Source organism: Desulfobacterales bacterium, from assembly GCA_034003325.1.
Classification (GTDB): domain Bacteria; phylum Desulfobacterota; class Desulfobacteria; order Desulfobacterales; family JAFDDL01; genus JAVEYW01.
The window spans coordinates 118205-139747 of record JAVEYW010000003.1 but is presented as its reverse complement, the minus strand read 5'-3'; the positions used below and the strand labels follow the sequence as shown (position 1 = coordinate 139747).

Annotated in this window: 18 protein-coding genes and 1 tRNA gene; 9 read left to right on the top strand and 10 right to left on the bottom strand. The window is 48.9% G+C overall.

Annotated elements, in window-relative coordinates; all coding sequences use genetic code 11:
- Positions 1 to 49 precede the first annotated feature (49 nt).
- Positions 50 to 1153, top strand: coding sequence for a DNA photolyase (locus tag RBT11_04285; GenBank protein MDX9785965.1), 1104 nt, complete (start codon positions 50 to 52; stop codon positions 1151 to 1153).
- 117 nt (positions 1154 to 1270) lie between these two features.
- Here RBT11_04285 and fusA read toward each other — a convergent pair whose 3' ends face one another.
- The 6 genes from fusA to xseA form a co-directional block, all read right to left on the bottom strand.
- Positions 1271 to 3334, bottom strand: coding sequence for an elongation factor G (gene fusA, locus RBT11_04280; GenBank protein ID MDX9785964.1), 2064 nt, complete (start codon positions 3332 to 3334; stop codon positions 1271 to 1273).
- 151 nt (positions 3335 to 3485) lie between these two features.
- A complete protein-coding gene (locus tag RBT11_04275) occupies positions 3486 to 4223 on the bottom strand; it encodes a TlyA family RNA methyltransferase (GenBank protein MDX9785963.1) in 738 nt (245 codons plus the stop codon).
- Complete coding sequence (dxs, locus tag RBT11_04270; protein MDX9785962.1) at positions 4220 to 6115, bottom strand: 1-deoxy-D-xylulose-5-phosphate synthase; 1896 nt, start codon at positions 6113 to 6115, stop codon at positions 4220 to 4222. Before dxs ends, RBT11_04275 begins: the two co-directional genes overlap by 4 nt.
- Before the next feature lie 70 nt (positions 6116 to 6185).
- Positions 6186 to 7079, bottom strand: coding sequence for a polyprenyl synthetase family protein (locus RBT11_04265; protein ID MDX9785961.1), 894 nt, complete (start codon positions 7077 to 7079; stop codon positions 6186 to 6188).
- A gap of 21 nt (positions 7080 to 7100) precedes the next feature.
- Positions 7101 to 7334, bottom strand: coding sequence for an exodeoxyribonuclease VII small subunit (gene xseB / locus RBT11_04260; GenBank protein MDX9785960.1), 234 nt, complete (start codon positions 7332 to 7334; stop codon positions 7101 to 7103).
- A 42-nt stretch (positions 7335 to 7376) separates the two neighbouring features.
- Positions 7377 to 8744 carry an exodeoxyribonuclease VII large subunit gene (xseA, locus tag RBT11_04255; GenBank protein ID MDX9785959.1) on the bottom strand — a complete coding sequence of 456 codons (1368 nt, stop codon included), beginning with the start codon at positions 8742 to 8744 and terminating at the stop codon, positions 7377 to 7379.
- 313 nt (positions 8745 to 9057) lie between these two features.
- On the opposite strand from xseA, the gene RBT11_04250 reads away from it, so the two are divergent.
- Both RBT11_04250 and RBT11_04245 read left to right on the top strand, forming a co-directional pair.
- Positions 9058 to 9145: transfer RNA gene (locus RBT11_04250), tRNA-Leu, on the top strand.
- 201 nt (positions 9146 to 9346) lie between these two features.
- Complete coding sequence (locus tag RBT11_04245; GenBank protein ID MDX9785958.1) at positions 9347 to 10327, top strand: calcium/sodium antiporter; 981 nt, start codon at positions 9347 to 9349, stop codon at positions 10325 to 10327.
- A 21-nt stretch (positions 10328 to 10348) separates the two neighbouring features.
- On the opposite strand, the gene RBT11_04240 is transcribed toward RBT11_04245, so the two are convergent.
- The 3 genes from RBT11_04240 to RBT11_04230 all read right to left on the bottom strand — a co-directional run bounded on the left by RBT11_04240 (position 10349) and on the right by RBT11_04230 (position 13596).
- Positions 10349 to 11515, bottom strand: a complete 1167-nt coding sequence (locus RBT11_04240; GenBank protein ID MDX9785957.1) for a site-specific DNA-methyltransferase — start codon at positions 11513 to 11515, stop codon at positions 10349 to 10351.
- A gap of 50 nt (positions 11516 to 11565) precedes the next feature.
- Positions 11566 to 12648, bottom strand: coding sequence for a 3-isopropylmalate dehydrogenase (locus RBT11_04235; protein MDX9785956.1), 1083 nt, complete (start codon positions 12646 to 12648; stop codon positions 11566 to 11568).
- A 204-nt stretch (positions 12649 to 12852) separates the two neighbouring features.
- Positions 12853 to 13596, bottom strand: a complete 744-nt coding sequence (locus tag RBT11_04230; protein ID MDX9785955.1) for a DUF4197 domain-containing protein — start codon at positions 13594 to 13596, stop codon at positions 12853 to 12855.
- A gap of 241 nt (positions 13597 to 13837) precedes the next feature.
- On the opposite strand from RBT11_04230, the gene RBT11_04225 reads away from it, so the two are divergent.
- The 5 genes from RBT11_04225 (at position 13838) to RBT11_04205 (ending at position 17567) form a co-directional block, all read left to right on the top strand.
- Positions 13838 to 14317: a cytochrome c3 family protein gene (locus RBT11_04225; GenBank protein ID MDX9785954.1), complete on the top strand. Its 480-nt coding sequence runs from the start codon at positions 13838 to 13840 to the stop codon at positions 14315 to 14317.
- A gap of 313 nt (positions 14318 to 14630) precedes the next feature.
- Positions 14631 to 14906: a hypothetical protein gene (locus RBT11_04220; protein ID MDX9785953.1), complete on the top strand. Its 276-nt coding sequence runs from the start codon at positions 14631 to 14633 to the stop codon at positions 14904 to 14906.
- Positions 14907 to 15119: 213 nt separating this feature from the next.
- Positions 15120 to 16262, top strand: coding sequence for a methionine aminotransferase (locus tag RBT11_04215; GenBank protein MDX9785952.1), 1143 nt, complete (start codon positions 15120 to 15122; stop codon positions 16260 to 16262).
- A 166-nt stretch (positions 16263 to 16428) separates the two neighbouring features.
- The gene (locus tag RBT11_04210; protein MDX9785951.1) at positions 16429 to 16659 is read left to right on the top strand and encodes a KH domain-containing protein; all 231 of its coding nucleotides are present in this window, start codon (positions 16429 to 16431) and stop codon (positions 16657 to 16659) included.
- 113 nt (positions 16660 to 16772) lie between these two features.
- Positions 16773 to 17567: an amidohydrolase gene (locus RBT11_04205; GenBank protein MDX9785950.1), complete on the top strand. Its 795-nt coding sequence runs from the start codon at positions 16773 to 16775 to the stop codon at positions 17565 to 17567.
- Between the two features lie 55 nt (positions 17568 to 17622).
- Here the strand turns inward: RBT11_04205 and RBT11_04200 are convergent, their stop codons facing one another.
- The gene (locus RBT11_04200) at positions 17623 to 19044 is read right to left on the bottom strand and encodes an exonuclease domain-containing protein (protein MDX9785949.1); all 1422 of its coding nucleotides are present in this window, start codon (positions 19042 to 19044) and stop codon (positions 17623 to 17625) included.
- Positions 19045 to 19390: 346 nt separating this feature from the next.
- Here RBT11_04200 and RBT11_04195 point away from each other — a divergent pair, with 346 nt between their 5' ends.
- Positions 19391 to 21442, top strand: a complete 2052-nt coding sequence (locus RBT11_04195) for a radical SAM protein (protein ID MDX9785948.1) — start codon at positions 19391 to 19393, stop codon at positions 21440 to 21442.
- Positions 21443 to 21543: the final 101 nt, after the last annotated feature.

Sequence of the window (21543 nt, the reverse complement as noted above, 5' to 3'; positions counted from 1 at the left end):
CTGAAAACGATCAGCTGTTATAAGACAACTTGGATCCGGATTATTTTTATTGCGGCCCTTAAAACTATATATTGATCAGTGTGTGGCTCGGGATCGTGTTGCCCTTGACATCGTATCCCGTTTTTCTCATATTCCTCATGAAACGGTTAACGCTTCCGCTACGGTTTATGATGCCGTAACAAAAGGGCAAGAAGATCCTGTTGCTCGGGGGAAACAGATATTATTTCTGACGCGCAACAAAGGCGCATTTGTCAGGTCTTGCCCGGGCACCGCGCATTATACTTGTTGCGGATATAAGATTCTTCATATTGGCACTTATTGCACCATGGATTGTGCTTACTGTATTTTGCAGTCATATTTTCACCCGCCCGTCCTTCAATTTTTTGTCAATCACTCGAATCTGTTCAAAGAACTTGACGATCTTTTCTCGTCAAAGGGAATTCACCGAATCGGCACCGGTGAGTTTACGGACAGCATGATTTGGGAGCCGGTAACGAATCTTTCCAGATCTCTCGTATCAAGGTTTTCCCATCAATCACGGGCGGTGCTTGAGCTCAAATCCAAAACCGTCAATATCGGCGGGCTTGAGGGAATCGATCACCAGCGTAAAACCATTATGGCCTGGTCCCTAAACGCCCTGAGTGTCATCGAAAAACAAGAACGTGGCACCGCTTCGTTGACTGCACGATTGAAGGCGGCATCAACCTGCGAAGCCTGGGGCTATCCCTTGGCTTTTCACTTTGACCCCATGATGATTTACGAAGGGTGCGAGCAAGAGTATCGATATGTGGTCGAACAGATTGTAAAACACGTCTCTGCGGACAATATCGTTTGGGTGAGTCTCGGTACCTTTCGCTTTATGCCCGATTTAAAACCGATAATTCAGAGGCGTTTTAAGGAATCAAAAATCGTATATGGCGAGTTCATTTCCGGCATAGACGGTAAAATGCGATATTTCAAGCCGCTACGTATCGCGCTGTATCGGAAAATGGTGAGCTGGTTTCGGGAACTCGCGCCGAATGCGGTGGTGTATTTATGTATGGAAGACGATGAGGTGTGGCAAAAGTCTTTTGGATTTACGCCTGCTGAGCATGGCGGGCTTTCAAACATGCTGGATGCAAGTGCGGCAAAGCATTGCGGGGTTCTTCCCTAGCGGAAAGGCCGGTATGTGCACCATACCGGCCTTTCGTATTTTAAATCACAACATAACTACTCAGGAATACAGAATTCAGGATTCTGTCTCCTGGCTACTGAGCAGTTACATCACAACTTACTCTTTTTCTTTATTGGCTGCCTCGATGACTTTCTGGGCCAGTTGAGCCGGAACCTCATCATAATGAGAGAACTCCATTGAAAAAACCCCTCTGCCGCCGGTAATAGATCGCAGATCCATTGCATAGGTTAAAAATTCAGACATGGGAACATGAGCATTGATTACCTGGTTTTTCCCCTTGGTGTCCATGCCCAGCACACGCCCCCGGCGTCCGTTTAAATCTCCCATAATATCACCCATAAACTCGTCGGGCGTGGTAATGGAAACGGTCATAATCGGCTCCAAGAGTACTGGATTGGCCTCCTGAAGGGCTTTTTTGTATGCGAGTGACCCTGCGATTTTGAATGCCATTTCGGACGAATCCACCGCATGAAAGGAGCCGTCATCTAGAATGACCTTGAAATCAACCATGGGATACCCCGCCAAAATGCCTTTTGCAGAGGCATCAATGATGCCTTTTTCAACTGCCGGAATGTAGGTCTTGGGAATAACACCCCCGACAATTCCATCCACAAATTCAAACCCGGCCCCGCGGGGCAGTGGTTCCATTTGAATCCAGCAATCTCCGAATTGGCCGTGACCACCTGTCTGCTTTTTGTGGCGACCTTGAACCCGCACTTTCTTTTTAATGGTTTCACGATAGGGAACCTTTGGCGGATTTAAATTCACTTCAACATTAAATTTGCGTTTCACCTTTTCAACCGCGGTTTCGATATGAATTTCCCCGCGCCCGGCTAACAGAATCTCCTTGGTTTCCGAGTTGCGAGTCAATTTCAAGGCGATATCTTCTTCCAGCAACTTATTCAGGGAAGAAAACACTTTATCCTCATCGCCCTTGTTTTTTGCCTCGACTGCAAATGAGATAAGTGTGGGAAGCGCTTCCGCGCATTGAAACCGAACTTTTCTATTCTCCGCGCAAAGGGTGTCTCCGGTGCTGGTATCCTTAAGTTTGGCCACTGCCGCAATCGATCCGGGACCGGCTGCTTCAGCAGGTTTTTGTTCCTTTCCGGCCAGACGAAGCAGTTGGCTGTATCGTTCTTTAATTCCTTTATTGGTATTATAAAACGTGCCGTCTCCGCCGATGGAACCGGATACGACGCGAAAGACCGATAACCGTCCCGCATAAGGATCTGTAATGGTTTTAAAAACAAAAGCGGAAAAGGGGGCCGCGGGGTCCGGTGTACATTCAATCTCATTTTTCCCGGCTTCGTCCATCGCCTTAAAACCGCCGCGATCGATCGGAGAGGGCATACAATTGACTATAAAATCAGACAATAAATCAATCCCGATATTTTGTGTGGCGGAACCGCAGATCACCGGCACGAAAGTTCTGGAGAGGGTGCCGGTTTTCAAGGCCGATTTTATTTCCTCATCCGTTAAGGATTCTCCTTCAAGATATCTTTCAAGCAGCGCGTCATCGGCTTCGGCGACGTTTTCAATCAAGGCTTCCCGCGCAGCTTCTACGCTATCCGTCATGTCAGCGGGGATAGGGATTGCAGAGGCCTTTCCTTTTTCGTCATAAATGTATGCCTTCATATTCACCAAATCGACAAGACCTTTAAAGTCAGCTTCCGAGCCGATGGGTAGTTGTGTGACAATGGGTTTTGGCGTGAAGCATTGCGCCGCATCCTCAAACGCCCTGGAAAAATCAGACCGTTCCCGGTCTAGCTTGTTGATAAAAATAACTACGGGGAGACCGAATTCTTCCGCAAAGTCCCATCCCATTTCCGTTTGAACTTTCACGCCATCGACTGCATCAATGACCATTACAATCCCATCAACAGCCTGCATGCAGCTTTTGGTATCCGTGAAAAAGTTCTGATCGCCGGGCGTGTCCAGAATATTGATTGTATGTTTCTTCCAGGGGAATTGATGAATTCCGGTACTGATACTCGATCGTCGTTTGATTTCCTCCGGCTCGAAATCCATCACGGTGTTGCCTTCTTCCACCTTGCCCAGCCTGTTGGTCAGTCCGTTATTGTATAACAAGACCTCGGCAAGGGAAGTTTTCCCGGCGCCGCCATGCGCGACGAGTGCGATGCTTCTGATTTTATCAACCATTTCAGTCACTTAATCTCCTCTCTGCAAAAAATATGTTGGCTCCCCGCTATGGATATGAATAAGTGTTAAAATTGTGATTTTTATCCACATCATCCGGAAAAATCAAGGGAAAAAAGGGCCGGTGCGCATGAATCACGGAATCCTGATTGGCTTAACGCGTTAACCGAATGATAAACTCCCGGTTTCCCTTGGGGCCCAGAATCGGGGATGGAATCGGATGGTTGGCGCATAAGCCGATTTTTTGAAAAAAGAGACTTAAATCATGAATCACGGCATCATGTTGCGCCTTGTTTCGAACCACACCGCCTTTGCCGACATGGCCCCGTCCCACTTCAAACTGGGGTTTGATCAGCGCCAGAATGAATGCATCTTCCTTCATAAATTTCAGTGCCGCCGGAACCACTATCTTTAAAGAGATAAAAGAAACATCGATAGTAACTACATCCACATGCGCTTCAATTTTGTTTGCGGGTAAATGGCGAATATTTTGTCGCTCAAGCACCACGACACGCGGGTCTTGCCGTAATTTCCATGCCAGTTGGCCGTATCCGACATCCACTGCATAAACGCGGCGAGCGCCATGCTGCAGCAAACAGTCCGTAAATCCGCCGGTGGATGCGCCGATGTCCAGGCAATCGGTATCTTGAACACTCACCGGAAAAGCTTTCAAGGCGGCTTCCAATTTCAGCCCACCGCGACTGACATAGGGAATATCCGAACCCTTTAGTTCAACATGAGAATTGATGGTTACCAGCGTTGCGGGTTTATCAACGGGAAACCGGTTGATAAGCACATCGCCGGCGAGGATTCTGTCGTGCGCGCGTTCACGACTTGAAACCAGTCCTTTTTCAACCAGGTATCGATCAAGTCTTATTCTTTTTTCTGTCATAAAAGGAATGGCGATGAGTCTTTTTGTAATAGTTCGCCGGCCGCATGGACAATTGCATCGGCATCGATTCCATGCAACGAACGAAGCATTTTCTGAGGACCATGTTCAACGAAATGATCTGCGATGCCGATACGCTTCATCTGAAAGCCGGTAACTCCCCGGTCACTTAAACATTCCAGGACGGCACTTCCGAAACCGCCTTGGCGTACATTTTCCTCCACGGTGATAATCCGGGGTATTTTCATTGCCAAGCGGCAGATTAAGTTTGAATCGAGTGGTTTTATAAAACGGCAATTGACGACGGTAGCACCAATGCCGTCTTTGGATAATCTCTCTGCTGCGGTAAGCGCTTCCTGGACGGAATAACCAACGGCAAGAACTAAAATATCATTTCCATCGGTGAGTTGCTCTGCTTCGCCTATGGGAATAGGGGTGATGTTCGAATCGACAGGAACACCGGTAGCGCTTCCGCGCGGGTATCGAAATGCGATGGGGCCGGAATGTTCCAGGGCGGTTCTAATCATTCGGGCCAACTCGTTTTCGTCCTTTGGCGCCATAAGCACCATGTTGGGAAGGCTTCTTAGAAAAGACAAGTCAAACAGGCCGTTATGCGTCGAACCGTCTTCTCCGACAATCCCGCCCCGATCCAATGCAAATACCACGGGTAAGGATTCGATGCACACATCATGAAGAATCTGGTCATAAGCCCGCTGTAGAAAAGTGGAATAAATCGCTACCACGGGCTTAAGGCCTTCAGCCGCCAGGCCTGCCGCAAAGGTCACGCCGTGCTGTTCGGCAATTCCGACATCGAAAAAACGATCCGGAAAGGTTTCCGCGAATTTAACAAGACCGGTGCCTTCCGGCATGGCAGCCGTCACTGCCACAATCCGGGAATCGTTTTGGGCAAGCTTGACCATGGTGTCCCCGAAAATCTGCGTATAAGACGGTATGCCGCAATACTCTTTAAGGCTGGCACCCGTTTTCACTTCAAAGCATCCCACTCCGTGAAAGTAGACGGGATTTTTCTCGGCGGGTAAATACCCTTTGCCTTTTTTGGTCGTGACATGCAGCAGAACCGGCTCGTTCAGGTATTTCACATTTTGCAATATATCGATTAAATGATTCAGACGGTGACCGTTTATCGGGCCAAAGTAGTCAAAATTGAATGCCTCAAAGAGCATACCGGGTGTTATAAATGTCTTGAATGAGTCTTCGGAGCGTTTAGCGAAATTATAGACATCATCACCAATTTTCGGCAATGATTTCAAAAATTCTCCTATTTCCTTCTTGAAGCCTTGAAGTCTTTTTTTGGAAAAGGCCCGGCTTAAAAAGGACGATAGCGCCCCGACGTTTTTGGCAATGGACATATCATTGTCATTGAGTATAACAATCAAATCCTTATGAATGCCGCCGGCTTGATTAAGGCCTTCATAGGCGATTCCCGCAGTCATTGATCCATCACCGATAACGGCGACAACCTTGGCATCTTCCTCTTTCATGCGTTTGGCGCAAGCCATTCCCAGTCCTGCGGATATAGACGTGCTGCTATGGCCGGTTGTAAAGGCGTCATAAGGACTTTCGCTCATGCGGGTAAAGCCGGCAAGCCCCTTATATTGACGAAGGGTTTGGAATTGATCCCGTCTTCCGGTCAACAATTTGTGTGCATAAGCTTGATGGCCGACATCCCAGATAACCTTATCCGTCGGTGTATCGAAAACATAGTGAATCGCAATGGCCAGCTCGACAGCCCCCAAGCTTGAAGCCAGATGTCCCCCTGATTTGGAAACCACCTCCACGATAACGTTTCGAATCTCTTGCGCCAAGTCGGGGAGGGCTGTGCGCGGCAACGCTTTAAGATCGATCGGGGAATTAATTTTGTCCAGATAACTCAAATTTCAGGAAACTCCAGCACCGTAGGTTGATAAAAAAAGTTAATGAAACGAACCACCTTCGAGACGTCGTTTACCTTTTTCTGTCAATAATATAAGTTGCAATCGCGCGAAGCGGTTCAGCCCTGCTATCAAAAATGGAAAGCGCTTGCAAGGCATTGTCCACCAGTACGCTCACCTTTTTCTTTGAGGCGGCCATACCGCAGATGGACGGAAAGGTGTTTTTGCGATGGGCCTGGTCGGTTCCCACCGACTTGCCCATTAGAAGCATGTCGCCTTCCACATTTAAAATATCATCGGTCACTTGAAAGGCAATACCGATGTTTTGCGCATAGGTTTGTAACTGTTCAGTTTGAGCCGGAGTGGCGCCCGCAATTGCCGCGCCGGCAATTACAGATGCAGTGATCAACGCACCGGTCTTTAAACGATGAATCGCCTCCAGCTCATCGACGGCTATTAGGCGCCCCTCGGCTGCGACGTCCCGCATTTGCCCTTCCACCATCCCCCTTGGTCCGGCCGCTCCGGCAATGCTTTGAATTATAAAAAGCCACGTTTCCAGAGGGGTGGTTTCCGGGATATAGGCAGTGGTCAACACTTCAAATGACAGGGTCAACAGCGCATCGCCGGCCAAAATGGCCGTAGCCGCATCAAATTCAATGTGGCAAGTCGGTTTTCCCCGCCTGAGCACATCATTATCCATTGCCGGCAGATCATCATGAATAAGCGAGTAGGTATGGATAAGCTCTAATGCACAAGCGGCTCGGAGTAGGGCCCCCGAATCGGTGTCACCAACCGCTTCGGCGGCCGCAACGCATAAAATGGGTCGAAGTCGTTTTCCGCCCGCCGTCACTGCATATTTCATGGCATCGGATAATCGTCCCGAAAAAGTGGACTTATCTAAAATTTCATCAAGTGCATGATTAATCCCCTTCCGTTTTTCAGACAGATAGGCCGTTAGGTCAAACATTCCGAACCTCATTTCAAATAGTTATCCATCGAACTCGGCATCAATGCGTTGCTCCTTCATATGGCCGTTTGAATCCTTTAGCAAGAGCGAGATTTTTTTTTCATATTCATCCAACTTTTCGGTGCAAAATCTTGACAGTGCCACCCCTTCTTCGAATTTTTTTAAGGATTTTTCAAGCGGCAATTCCCCGGACTCCATTTCCTCCACAATTTTTTCAAGTTTTACTAAAGCGGTTTCAAATGATTGAATGGCCATGAGGGATTCCTTATTCGGCGTTATGGTCATATAGGGCAATATTTATTGAATATCGTTAACGCTTGGCACCGGCGTTAACACACTAACCCGAAGAGATCCTTTTTGAATTAAAATTTCCAATTCCTGTCCGCTGACAACCTGTCTTGCGTCCTTTACGATATCCTCACCCGGCACGGTTCGCGTGATGCTGTACCCGCGAGAGAGCACTGCTAGCGGACTTAAAGCATGCAGCTTTGCCATCAGTTCCCGAAGCACTCTTTGTTTTTCATTATAATTGAATCGATGCGATACAAACAGCTTGCCGTTGATTTGCCGCAACTGATCATAAAATCGTTCGATTCGTACGGCGGGGTTATTGGCGCCGAGTCGTTCAGTGCGCCGGGCGAGACGCTCTCGGGATAACGTCTGTGAGCCTTGAATGCTCCGGATCAAACGGCCCACCAACTCATCAAGACGAAGCAGAAAATCCTGATACTTTTTGCGCGGATCAATCAGCCGTCGCTCCAATTGGACGACTCGGAATCGTTTTCGGTCAATGTCCTGATGGAAATACAAGCGAAGCCGTTGCGAGAGCATTTCCACCCGTCGGACCAAGTCGTATTTGAGCGGGACAACCAGTTCAGCGGCGGCAGACGGCGTCGGGGCACGCAAATCTGCAACAAAATCGGCTATCGTAAAATCCGTTTCATGACCGATTGCCGATACGATGGGAATATCCGCCTCATAAATGGCGCGCGCGACAGACTCATGATTGAACGCTTGAAGATCTTCTATCGACCCTCCCCCCCGCGCCAATATTGCCAGATCCACGTGCTCTATAACATTTAGTAACCGAATCGCGGCCACCACATCTTCGGCCGCGCCTTCCCCTTGCACCTTCACCGGTAAAATTAAAAGATCCATGCCCGGAAAGCGACGATTCAATACCTGAACCATGTCATGAACCACGGCACCGGAAGGGGAAGTGATTAAAACGATTTTTTTCGGGAGAAAGGGTAGGGGCTTTTTATGCGCCGCATCAAACAACCCCTCATCCGCCAGTCGCGTTTTTAACTGTTCAAAGGCAAATTGTAACGCGCCCACCCCCTTGGGTTCGAGAAACTCGAATATCAACTGATAGCTTCCCCGGGGTTCATACACGCTAATTCTTCCCAACCCGACCATTTGCATTCCGTCGACAATTTCGAATTTCAATTGACGGTTTTGACCACGAAACATAACGGCGCTGATCTGGGCGTTTTTATCCTTTAGCGTAAAATAGCAGTGGCCGGAAGCAGGGATGCTTAGATTTGATATTTCGCCGGAAATCCAAATGAATGGGAATTTGTTCTCAAGTATTGCTTTAATTTCTTTAGTAAGCTTTGAAACGGAATATATCGGTTGTTGAATCTGCGAATTTTTTAATTCCATGCGAATCAATCAACTTTAATTGAAGGCAAAACAATACGGCGTCGGGTATCGAATTCGAAATAATTTTAACAAATGAAATCTCGTACCATAGTTCACCAATCCATACAAATCTTTTCAGCGTGGCGGTTATCACCTCCGGCGCTCTTTGACGAGGGTTTTATGCCTTGGCCTGTGCGTCTGTTGCTCTTGGCCCAAGGGGCGGAAAAGGTCCATGGCCATGTGCTCAGTAATATGGCTTTCTGGGCATTTCCCCTTGCAATCCAATGAGATTTGGGGTATCAGAAACGGCACAAAACAAGAGTCGGCGATAAATGCCTGGGTGGCGGAATAGGTAGACGCAAGGGACTTAAAATCCCTCGGTCCTTGTGACTGTACGAGTTCGATTCTCGTCCTAGGCACCAAATAAAACAATGGGTTACGGATAATGCCGAGCCCATTTTTTATTTCCTGGTTTCTTAAAGACATGATTTTGTACAAGGACTGCTGATGTGTTGTAACAATTACTTATTCCCGCGTATGCCCATTGAAACGACAGAATATCGTTCCATATAACACCCACACGCGCGGTTGACGGCGAGACCAGTCAGGAAAGAGAGAGAGCAATGGGCGCGAATATTGCGTGGTGCTTGATGGGGTTCTCCTTATTATACTACGGTGCGGAATGGCTGGTTAAAGGCGCCTCCAATCTGGCAAGCAGTCTCGGTATTCGTCCCGTCGTGATCGGGTTGACCGTGGTGGCGTTCGGTACTTCTGCGCCGGAGTTGGTGGTGAGCATTGTTGCCGCTATTGAGGGCAAGAGCATGATTGCCGTCGGAAATGTGGTGGGCAGTAATATTTGTAACATTGCTCTGGTGCTGGGTACCGCCACTGTGTTTCATCCCATCTCATGCCACCCCTCTATCCTTCAGCGCGATATTCCCATTATGATGGGTGTGTCCGTTTATCTGCTGGTCGTAACAGCCAATTCCGTTATCGGCAGGTGGGAGGGGGCAAGTCTTTTCGGCGGTGTTATTTTCTACATCTTTTACAACTATGTGCTGGTTAAGGAAAAGGTTGATTTAGGCGTCGGAGACGAGAAAACGGCGGTGATTTTGGAAAGAGAAGAAATTTCCATTGTTAAAAAACGATCCCGTCAGATTTTATGGATTCTGATCGGTATTGCCGGCGTGATTGGAGGCGCTCAGATAGTGGTGAATGCGGCCGTTAACATTATGACAACCTTGGGGCTCAGCGAAAAGCTGATCGGTCTTACGATCGTTGCCTTCGGCACGTCCCTGCCGGAGCTGGCTACCTCCGTGGTTGCCGCCGTTCGAAGGCAAATGGATATCAGCCTTGGAAATTTAGTGGGCAGCAATGTGTTTAACATTCTTTCCGTCATCGGCGGCGCCGCCATTTTTCGGCCCATATTGATTCCAGGCGGGTTTTTAAAAAGCGGCTTGATGATGGATTATTTCGTGATGATGTTCATCAGTTTTCTACCGTGGGTGATGATGAGACGGACTTATACCCTTACCCGTGTAAATGGATTGGTGTTACTGGCCTGCTACGCCGGCTACCTGATATATCTGGTGGGGAGAAGATGAATCGGTGTGATCCGTTTTGAATTAAAAACCAAACAGCTGCTGCTGTGAAGGTTTTTCAGGAACTGCTTTCTTTTTTCCGCTTGGTCTGCCCGGCCCGGCGCCGGTTTCCGGAGGCTCTTCCCATTTCAGTATAAAGTCGGGTTGAGGGTTTTTCCCATAATCGATGGAAATCGTCGTGTCATTGATCTTTTCGGCTTTCTGCAGCGCGTTGATGATCAAACGGGCTTCCTGGCTAGTGACCACGGGAAAGCCGTAATATTCATTTCGATGCTTCAACGGGCCGTTTGTTCGCACTCTTTCTTTCACAAATTCAACATGCGCGGCAAGTCTTTCTTTAATCCGTTCATTGGCGAATTGTACGATGGTGTCAATTCGATTGTGAATGACGGTGAGAAACTCGGAAGATAATTCGAACCCGACGCTGTCCCGCCCGGCCGCAATGGCCGCAGCCATGGTGGCGCCGGTTCCGAGAAAAGGATCCAACACCAAATCCCCCTTGACAGAGAACATGTTGATCAGCCGGTACGGCAATTCAAAGGGATAGGCCGCGCTGCGTTGACGGGCGTCATTATCGATCAGCCGCTGGGTTGTTCCTTTTAAATCCATCCAAACATCTGAGAACCATTGGTTGCGCTCTTCCCAGAAAAACGCGCTTTCCTGACGGTTTCGTTTTTCCTCCGGGGTGGCAAATTCCCGTTTTGCGCCTTTTCTCAAGATGAGAATATGCTCGTGCTCCAAAGTCACATAAGCGCCGGGCGGCAGCATGCCCGAGCCCATGAATTTATTGGGCGCATTGGTTTGTTTGCGCCAGAGAATTTCCGGCAACGGAGAAAATCCGATGGTGACCAGAGCGCTCAGAATGCGCGCATGGTTCGGGTAAAGCCCGAAATTACCCGCGATGGTTCGGGTGGCATCCCCGATATTGATACAGGCGATGCCGCCGGGAACCAGTACCCGGTATACTTCGCGCCATACGGGATCAAGACAGTGATGTATCAGTTCAAAGGCCGTCATCGCCTCACCGTCCCGAAGCGCCTTTTTAATGGAACGATCCATTTGAACAAATAACTCATCCCACATAGCGATCATCGGGTATGGGGGAGAAGTGACCATCAGGGCGACGCTTTCGTTTGACAGCGCCGCCATTTTCTTGGCGTTTTGAAAAAATATTCGGTGAACCGTTTTCATGGTTACCATATCGCAATGGGTAAATATTATCTGATTTTAATCACTGGACGCTATATTCGCTCAGCCACGAGATCGCCTACTTGGGTGGTGGTATGCCCCATACGACCGGCACTCAGGCTTTGTATCTTGGTAGCGGTAACATTCCTTACCGCGGCCTCGATGGCGTTGGCGGCTTCATCTTCGCCGAGGGTTTCCAGCATCATGGCACCGGCACAGATGGCCGCCAGGGGGTTAATGATGTTCTGCCCCGTATACTTGGGCGCCGAGCCGCCGATAGGCTCAAACATGCTGACACCACTCGGATTGATATTTCCGCCCGCGGCGATACCCATGCCGCCTTGCGTTTCCGCACCGAGATCCGTGATGATGTCGCCGAACATATTGCTGGTCACCAACACATCGAACCACTCGGGGCTTTTGACCATATACATACAGGTAGCGTCCACATGATAGTATTCCCGTTTAACATCCGGGTAATCGGCGGCACCCACCTCGTGAAACACCCGGTCCCAAAGGTCGAATACAAAGGTAAGAACATTGGTTTTTCCAACGAGCGCGAGCGTGTTGGCGTCCCCCTTGCCGCGTGCTTTCTTGCCATGCTTTTGCGCATATTCAAAGGCATAGCGAAGGCATCGTTCCACCTGAAATCGATTATAAACCATGCTTTGAACGGCTACTTCATGGGGCGTTCCCTTCATGGAAATGCCGCCGGTTCCGGTATAAATGCCACCGGTATTTTCCCGGACGACCACATAGTCGATATGTTCCGGTGTTTTGTTTTTCAATGGCGTTTCAACGCCCGGATAAAGCCGGACCGGTCGCAAATTGATATATTGATCCAGCCCGAAACGGAGGGTTAACAAAATACCCTTTTCGAGAATGCCGGGCTTAACTTCCGGATGACCGATAGCGCCGAGGAAGATCGCATCAAATTGTTTCAAGTCCTCAATGGCCGAGGACGGAAGAATTTCACCGGTGCGGATATAGCGATCTCCACCGAAGTCAAAATCAGTCATTTCCAATTTGAAGTCATACTTGCTTGCAGCCGTCTGGAGCGCTTTTTTCCCTTCGGCAACCACTTCAGGCCCTGTCCCGTCGCCCGGAATAACGGCGATGTTATAAGTTTTACTCATGGTGTGCTCCTTGCATCCTTCCTTTTTTCATCTGTTGTTCATCGGCCTAAGCAATAACGACACGATGGCGCATCAATTCACCCGGAACATCGCGACCTCCCCCGGCGCACTGACGTAACATGGTTGACCATGCCCCCTTGCCGTCATAAAACTTGTTTAATTAGGTCATCTCGGCAGGTTGGTCAACATTAAAAGTCTTGATGTTTATTTGGCGAAAACTTTTTTAAGAATATCGGTGACTCTGGCAGTCGGGTTTTCCCGAATCTTTTTTTCCTCTTGGGCGATCATGAAAAAAAGGCCATCCAATGTTTTATCGGTGACATAGCTGTCCAGATCAAGGTTCAGGCTGCTTGCCATGGGTATCATCTCAAGCTTTTGGCTCATGTCCTGAAAGTTTTTGGTGACGCCCACTTCGTTCATGGCGTTATGAACGATCGGTTTAAAGAGCCCGGTGAGATCATCCGAGGTTTTTTCTTTAAAAAACAAAGTGGCTTCGTTATCGCGCCCATTTAATATTTTGTTCGCATCCTCAAAACTCATTTGCAGAATGGCGTTCTTAAAAATGCCGGTGGCTTCGGGGACGGCTTTTTCCGCAGCCCTGTTCATGCTGAGTTCAAAGTTATCTACTGTTTGGCCATATCCGGCCGCTCTAAGCAGGCCTTCCGCCTTTTTTACGGAATCGGGCAGTAATATTTTGACGTCCCGGTTTGACAAAAAACCATCCGATTGGGATAACGTACCGACCGCGTTTTCTGTACCGATATTCAAAGCTTCCTTCAGCCCCTGAATAATATCGGAATCGCTCAGGGAGCCGCCGGCGCCCCCAAGAGAACCTTTCAGCACCTGGTCCTTGGTTTGAGTGATGATATCACCCCATTCGGCATGGCAATACTGAGGGGCGAACAAAAAGATGCCAATCGCTATGAATGTAATTCGAAACATATTCATGAACAGATCCTCCTTTTGTTTGAAATTGAATAAAAGACATTTTCCCAAGTATAAGCGGAGCCGATCATTCCTGCAAGCGCGATGTCAAGTATCCGGCATTGGCCGCTAAAAGTTCGATAAATTGAAAAAACAAGCCGCGGATGAATTTATGATTGAAAGTTTTTTAAAGACATACTATAGAAACCGCCTTGGAGCCAATGATAATATATGGGAACTTAAGCTTTAATTTAGGAGGAAGAGGATGCGTAGCATAGGTTTGGTGGTTCTGTGCGTAGTTTTGTCGACGGCTGTATGTTTTTCAGTTGCGGTTTCCGAGGAATTGGATGAATTGTGTATTCCGATGCAGGTCCTGACGCTTGAGCCGCTCAGTGGGGCTGAGCAGCTCAGGGCATCGGTTGAATTTCCTCATGGCACTCATTTCAGCTATGCCTGCCAGCGTTGCCACCATACATGGACTGGAAAAGAGACGGTTCAGAACTGCACAACATCGGGATGTCATGACCAGCTTAAAACGCCGCAAACGGCCGACGCAGATACTTCACCTGACAAACTGGCTTTGAAATATTATAAAAAAGCCTATCATGAGCTATGTATCGGCTGTCACAAACAGATTAAGCAAGAAAATAAAGCGCTTGAACTTTCGAAGACCCAGTTGACCGCCGAGTTGCCTAAAACCGGGCCAACCGGTTGTATTGAATGCCATCCCAAAGAGGGAAATTAGTCAGTCTAATCAAAACTGTCTGATATAATTTGGCATACGTGTTGAATTGGTCGTTTCTCTTAAATCGATGCAGTGCCCCGTTTTCCGCATAAAGAAAACGGGCACTGTTTCCGTATTTTCCAGTCTGCATTTTTCATGCGTTCTCACCATCCATTGCCACGATGATCTTCTGAAAACGCATCGATCTCTTTCAAAATATTCGCAAGATTTTTTAGCGTTAACATCGACATCTGAAAAAAAGTAGGTTATATTCCCGTCTGTTTTTGAACGGTTAAATAGGGTGGCACATTAATGGCCCAGAGGAGTGTGCAACATGTCGAAATGGTCAATCACCGGGGGTTTGTTTTGTATTGCGGGCTTGCTGCTGTTGGGTTTTCAGGCGCTATCCAGTTTAACGGGGCAAGAGGGGCAATGGAAAAGCCTGTGCCTTTATGATGTTGTAAACCCCGAACATCTCGAATGGATCGATAAACTCTCCTGGCTGGGTATGGATCGCGCGGCTGATTATATCGCCGCTTCACCGCTCTATGTCCTGCTGCTGATCGTGGGCGGAATATTGGTGATTATCAGTGGGTTTATCAAAAATTGACATTTTTTTTGCCGACTGTCCGGAGCTATCGGCTTGCTCTTGGGCGGGCAATCTTTCCGCGATGAATGGAACAGCTGAGTTCTTTCGCTCGACCCCCACCAATAATAACGCCTTGTATATGATGGCCCCTTTTGAAAACCCTTGCCGGACGTACAGAATCTTCTTTTGATACAGCGCTATTCAAATAATACGAGAAGAGGGGGGTGTAGCCATATGGAGATAGACTCCAAGTTGCCTGATGTGGGCGTCACTATTTTTGCTGTAATGACGGCGCTTTCCAACGAAAATAACGCCATTAATCTCTCCCAGGGATTTCCAGACTTTGATGTTTCCCCTGAACTGGTGGCACTGGTGGACCGGCATATGCGCGCCGGGCATAACCAATATGCGCCGATGCAGGGAATTTTACCCCTACGAGAAGCCATTGCCGACAAGGTTAAGCAGTTATACCGTGCGACTTACGACCCGATCACTGAAATGACGGTGACTTCGGGTGCGACCGAAGCGCTGTTTTGCGCGATTACTTCAGTCGTGAAACCGGGCGATGAGGTGGTGATGTTTGAACCGGCCTACGACGCCTATGTGCCGGTCGTTCGATTGAGCGGTGGGATTCCCGTGTTTGTACCATTGCACCATCCATCCTATCACATTGATTGGCGTGAAGTTCGAAGAGCGATTACGGCCAGGACGCGACTGATTATCCTTAACTCGCCGCATAACCCGACCGGCGCAGTGCTGTCCGCTGAAGATATCTCTGAATTGATAGGGCTTGTCAGTAAAACAGGTGTGCTGATCGTCAGTGATGAGGTCTATGAGCATATCATTTTTGATGATATTCAACATGAAAGCATGGCGTGTTATCCGGAACTGGCCGAGAGAAGCTTTGTCATCAGCTCGTTTGGTAAAACCTATCATACGACCGGATGGAAAGTCGGATATTGTCTTGCGCCACCGTCGCTTACCAGGGAATTTCAAAAAATCCATCAGTTTGTTAATTTCGCAACGAGTACGCCCGTGCAACATGCCTATGCCGAGTTCATGCGTAATCCCGGCACGTATTCGCCCCTGGCCGGTTTTTACCAGGCAAAACGGGATTTTTTCCTCAGCCTGATCGAATCATCTCGCTTTCGGCCCATTGATTGCCGTGGTACCTATTTTCAACTACTCGACTATTCGAACATTACCGATGAGCCGGATATCGCCTTTGCCAAGCGCATGACCCTTGAACACGGTGTAGCGGCAATTCCAACTTCCGTTTTTTGCCATAACGGATCAGACCAAAAGGTGCTGCGTTTCTGCTTTGCAAAAAAGGATGAAACGCTCAGAGCAGCAGCGGAAATATTAAGCAGAATTTGACAAAATCCACCAATCGAACCTGTCAGAAAGGGCACTGTCTCTTAATTCTCAACTTTAGTTAATCATGTATTTGTGGTAATAACAAAAAAACGGCCCAGCCGGTTATCAAAAGTAGATAAGCCCGGCGGGCAGAATCTAACTGACGTAGAAACAGAAAGGGCTTTCCATGAAAGAACTTGTTGCCGAGATTGCAAAGGCGCTGGTAGATTATCCTGATCAGGTGGTGGTCAATGAGATTAAAGGAACTCAGAGCACGATTTTCGAGCTTCGAGTAGCCAAAGAAGATGTTGGAAAGGTTATCGGCAGAAAAGGCAAAACCGCTTTGGCTATTCGTACCATCCTCTTTGGTGTTTCTGCCAAGATGAAAAACAACTATATTCTTGAAATAATTGAATGATCAGTAGGTTACAGCTTGTTCGGTACAATAAAAACCACAGCGCATGGAACCATCTCGAGACAATGCGGGAAGTATAACCTCAGGACCAACAATGGAATCACTCTCATTCAATCATGAATCTATCCGATTTAAAAGTGACGCTGGTTCAGACGGCGCTTTTCTGGGAGGATGCGTCTTTAAACCTGGCCATGTTTGATGAAACGCTGGAGACGATTTCTCGGGAAACGGATCTGATTGTGCTGCCGGAGATGTTTTCAACCGGTTTCAGTATGGCTGCGGCCAAACACGCTGAGGGAATGGACGGGAGGGCTGTTCGATGGCTTCGCGAAACATCAAGGAAAAAAAGTGTTGATATCGTCGGCAGCCTGATGATTCGGGACAAGAATCGATTTTTTAACCGGCTTCTCTGGGCCAAGCCTGATGGCGTGCTGCTTACCTATGACAAGCGTCACTTGTTTCGAATGGCCGGGGAAGAAAAGGTGTATAGCGCCGGGAATTCACTTCTGACGGTTCGTCTCAAAGGATGGAAAATAAGACCTTTTATCTGTTATGATTTGCGGTTTCCCGCTTGGACACGAAATGTTGACAATGCCTATGACCTTGCCGTTTTTGTCGCCAATTGGCCGGAAAAACGATCCCTGCATTGGCAAAAATTATTGGTTGCCCGCGCGATCGAAAACCAGTGCTTTGTCGTCGGGGTCAATCGAGTGGGAAAAGATGGCCACGGGGTCAATTTCAGCGGCGATTCCGTAGTGATCGACCCCGTGGGGATCGAACTTGTGTTGCTGCGATATGAACCCTGCGTTCATACGGTCAATCTCTCCGGGCAACAGCTTTTGGACTATCGAAAGAATTTTCCGGCCTGGATGGACGCGGATGCGGATCTGATAAATATAAAATACGAGTAACTTGCGCTGGCCAGCCGGCGTCATTATGTTGAATTTAGCCCCTCGGGAAACCGCATCAGCCAAACGTTTGTATCAGATATCCCCGTAATTCGGTCAGCAAACGGCGTTGTTCCGCGTCCAGACTGTCTTCCCTTTGCAGGCGATCAATTTCAAGTTTCGCCTCAACCGGTGTGGTTTTACGCCCGCCTTTATAATCACAAAGCGCCTCTTCGACACGCGGCACATTGACGCGCAGCATATACTGTTGATAACCCGGATTGAATGCGGAAGGCGCCGATTGCGGATAATTTCTAAACAAAACTCGGGCGGCAAGCTGTCTGATTTCCTCTCGGGGGAATTTGGGAATGATTTGTTTTTTTTCAGCAGGCGCAGCCAAATGAAATTGCTCGCATACCCGGGCCTCAGCGGAAGAGAGAAACCCCAATTGATACAGGGCGGCATCCGGATCCAAATCCGGTATCTCGGGATACCGGAAATGTTGATGGTAGGTGATTATTTCCCGAAAAAGATCGGGATGGGCGCTGATCCAGGACAGGTTTTGCCGTACCAGCGCTTTTCTGTCCTCGGAAAGCAGACTCAAAAATCGCGCATGCGGGGGAAGGATGATCGGCGGCTCTCCTATCCGTTTTCGAATCGCCCACGTCGATTCCGTCAAGGTGTCCAACGTGGTGTTCTGAAGTTCGGGTAAATCCAGGCGAAGCCAGAGAGTCTGGTTCGAATAGGGAACTGAATTCCCGATAGAGAGCACGGGTGTCTGATAGTTCAGCTCGAAGCCGAATTCACTGCCGATCAAAAGTCCCATTCGGTGATCAAGGCCGTCGCTTTGAAGCGCCACGGGTAACTTGGAAATACGGTCGCTATCCGTTGCCTTATGAAAACAGCCGGCCAAATAGCGCCACATTTCCTCATGGCGGGAAAATATGCCGGCAAGAGCAAGTGTAGCGATGACATCGGTTTGCGCATCGTGAGCGCGACCCGATGCCAGATCGTTGGCGGTGCTGAGGTGCTCGAGTTTCATGGTGGGCTTGCCGTTTACCTCCGGCCAGATAAGCGCCTCTTTTTTAAAAAGATAGAACAGGATGGCAACCGGCAGAATGTCCATTCGGCGGCATCCGTTTTGATACTGGTGGGTGTAAGGGGGGAATAGGTTCCGATGAAAAGAAAAACGCAGAAATTCATCATCGAACCCCATGGTATTATATCCCAGACTCACCGTGCCGGGCGTATTGAGCAATCGATGTATGCGGCCGATGGCCTCATATTCCGGAACCCCCTTCAGGCATTGATGCATGGTGATTCGATGCGTGATCAGCGCGCCGGGCGAAGGGATCACATCCGGTCGAAGGCGAATCGCCAGATTCACCCGGTCGATTTCCTTAAACGTCGAATCGGTTCGAATGCCGGAAAATTGAAGCACCTGATCAAATGCCTTGTTCAGCCCGGTGGTTTCTAAATCGTAGAATAGATAACTGGTCATAGCTCGCTTATCCATATGGGTCCGGCAAGTCGGTTGGCCCGGTAGCATTGGCTCGGGGTGATGGGTCCGTTGGGGTGGCGAATAAATGTCAAAAAACATACACGCCCGTTTGATGAAAAGCAATCGGAAAAAAATGACTAACCTGCTATTCCTGTTGCAAATAAAGTAGGATCTTGAACGCAGGCGCTTGGCAGTTAAGGGCCATGCTGAACGCCCCTTGCATCAAAACCGAGTTTATGGTAGTTTTTTTTAAAACTGCCGAATCCGTATTGTTTTGAAACCGGGTAATTTCATGGGTGTCAATCGCGCCCTTAGCCGTTTGCCTTGTTCCTTGCAGCCGATTTAGATGAAAACAACTTTTGTTTTTCCACCTTTTTTTCTTGATGGCATTTATAACCTGCCCCCGCTTGGACTGATCAATCTGGCTACCGCGCTGAACGCAAGCGGCCGGGAAGTGATCATTCAGGACTTTGTGCTGGATTTACGAACCAAAGCGCTTGCGATGGATCGGCACTTATATGATCGATGCGCGGAACGCATTCTTGCGGACGGCGCCGGCATCATTGCTTTTTCCGCGCAGTGTACCACCTATCCTTCGGTGGTTCAAATTGCCAAAAGGATTAAGGCAAAGCAGCCGGAGGCCAAGATTGTGATTGGCGGTCATAATGCGTCTTTTGTCGATATGGCAACGCTGAATCAATTTTCATGGATCGATGCGGTGGTCCGTGGAGAAGGCGAAGAAACCCTTCCGGAACTGGTCGGGGCTTATGAGAAGGGGGAATGCGAGGCGCAAATACTAGGCGTCACCTGGCGGCAACGCGGTATAGCAACAAGGAATCCGGACCGTCCGCTGATCAACGACCTATCCAGCCTGCCGCTGCCGGATTACAGCCTTGTGGCGCCGCTTCAAACATACCGGAATGCATGCGAACTTCCCCGAAGCATCGCCATTTTAGAGGTCGGGCGGGGATGCCCTCACCAGTGTGTCTATTGCTCGGAATCGGTATTGTGGCGCCGGCGCACGCGTACATTTGACGTGGCGCGCCTGGTCATGGAAATGCGCATTTTGCATGAGGCCTACGGCGCGGAATGTTTTTTGCTGGCATACGACCAGTTCACCGCCAGCAAGCCCTTTGTGGAATCATTTTGTCAAACGGTCATCGATGAAAGGCTCAATCACCTTCCCTGGTACTGCATATCGCGGCTTGACACCGTGGATGCGCAAACCCTTCGGCTGATGAAGGCGGCTGGCTGTGAGTCCATGTGCTACGGCATCGATTCGGGATCCTCCCGAACGCTGGCCTTTATCGGCAAACGGATCGATGAGGCCATTCTATATCAGCGTGTTCGGGAAACAACGGATGAGGGAATGGTGCCGACCTTGAGTTTTGTGGTCGGATTCCCGGAAGAAGAAAAAGAAGACATAGACGCTACCTTGATACTGGCGCTGAAAACCGGCATTCAGGGAAACAGCAATCCCCTGATGCAAATGCCCACGGTATTGCCAGGAACCGGACTTTACGAACGGTATCTTTCAACCCTGGTCCGGCGCGTTGATACCTATTTTTCGCTCGGTATCGAGTTTGACAACGGCGGCAGAATCGCTGAAGATGAACAAATGATTAACGCGAGTCCTGAAATTTTCAGCAGCTTTTATAATTTGCCGTCCCGCGCCATGTCCCTTGATATGCTGATGCAGATCGCCGCTTTCTTTCCGCTGGTGGTCACCCTTTACCCGAAATCTTTTTTGCTTTCGGCCCTGGCGCTGAACCGATCCGTATCCGCTCTTTTTTTCGAATGGATGGCATGGGTCAACGAAAAGGAAGGGCGAGAAAAGCCGCTGCTGACGCCGGCGGATTGTTTCGCCCATATGACAGGGTTCGTAACTCACCGGGTCGCTGTTTCAACGGTTGCAAAGTGGAACCATCTGGGGCAGGTGGTTAATTATGAAACCTGTGCCATTGAAGCCGCCAAACATCACCCGGCTTCAGCCGTTGCCACCGTGGATCGTAGCGGTGCGAAAACTTGGTCGCCGTCCCGCTGCGAGCAACTGGTGATTGCCGGGTTCACGAAAAACATGCCGGCCATTGTGTCCGATTTAAAGAATGGGGATTTCAGAGAAAGTTATCCGGATGCGTCGGGATGGCTGCTGTTTCGCCAAACCGGAAAAGAGCTGGACGTGATGGAAATAAACGATTTCGGGAAAGATTTTCTCTGTCTTTGCGATGGCGCTTCATCCCTCGATGATATTATCGGGAAGCTTTATCCGTTATATGGAAGGGAATTGTCAACCGAGGCGTTTAGCGCCGTCTGCCGACAGACACTTGAACAGCTTGCCGAGATGAATATATTGAGCAACGAGAATCGGGTTGATCCATTATCTACTGTATTCGTATAAAAGAAAGGAGGTGATCATATGCTCAAAATCAGCAGAGTAGAAAAGAAGGTGTCCGTTGCGGCCGGTTGCCATGCACCGTCTTGTCACGCACCCTCTTGTCA

Bases quoted from the DNA above. Each gene is read 5' to 3' on its own strand.
- fusA (MDX9785964.1), bottom strand. From the start codon at position 3,334: ATGGTTGATAAAATCAGAAGCATCGCACTCGTCGCGCATGGCGGCGCC.
- RBT11_04275 (MDX9785963.1), bottom strand. From the start codon at position 4,223: ATGACAGAAAAAAGAATAAGACTTGATCGATACCTGGTTGAAAAAGGA.
- RBT11_04265 (MDX9785961.1), bottom strand. From the start codon at position 7,079: ATGTTTGACCTAACGGCCTATCTGTCTGAAAAACGGAAGGGGATTAAT.
- xseB (MDX9785960.1), bottom strand. From the start codon at position 7,334: ATGGCCATTCAATCATTTGAAACCGCTTTAGTAAAACTTGAAAAAATT.
- xseA (MDX9785959.1), bottom strand. From the start codon at position 8,744: ATGGAATTAAAAAATTCGCAGATTCAACAACCGATATATTCCGTTTCA.
- RBT11_04245 (MDX9785958.1), top strand. From the start codon at position 9,347: ATGGGCGCGAATATTGCGTGGTGCTTGATGGGGTTCTCCTTATTATAC.
- RBT11_04240 (MDX9785957.1), bottom strand. From the start codon at position 11,515: ATGAAAACGGTTCACCGAATATTTTTTCAAAACGCCAAGAAAATGGCG.
- RBT11_04235 (MDX9785956.1), bottom strand. From the start codon at position 12,648: ATGAGTAAAACTTATAACATCGCCGTTATTCCGGGCGACGGGACAGGG.
- RBT11_04230 (MDX9785955.1), bottom strand. From the start codon at position 13,596: ATGAATATGTTTCGAATTACATTCATAGCGATTGGCATCTTTTTGTTC.
- RBT11_04225 (MDX9785954.1), top strand. From the start codon at position 13,838: ATGCGTAGCATAGGTTTGGTGGTTCTGTGCGTAGTTTTGTCGACGGCT.
- RBT11_04220 (MDX9785953.1), top strand. From the start codon at position 14,631: ATGTCGAAATGGTCAATCACCGGGGGTTTGTTTTGTATTGCGGGCTTG.
- RBT11_04215 (MDX9785952.1), top strand. From the start codon at position 15,120: ATGGAGATAGACTCCAAGTTGCCTGATGTGGGCGTCACTATTTTTGCT.
- RBT11_04210 (MDX9785951.1), top strand. From the start codon at position 16,429: ATGAAAGAACTTGTTGCCGAGATTGCAAAGGCGCTGGTAGATTATCCT.
- RBT11_04205 (MDX9785950.1), top strand. From the start codon at position 16,773: ATGAATCTATCCGATTTAAAAGTGACGCTGGTTCAGACGGCGCTTTTC.
- RBT11_04200 (MDX9785949.1), bottom strand. From the start codon at position 19,044: ATGACCAGTTATCTATTCTACGATTTAGAAACCACCGGGCTGAACAAG.
- RBT11_04195 (MDX9785948.1), top strand. From the start codon at position 19,391: ATGAAAACAACTTTTGTTTTTCCACCTTTTTTTCTTGATGGCATTTAT.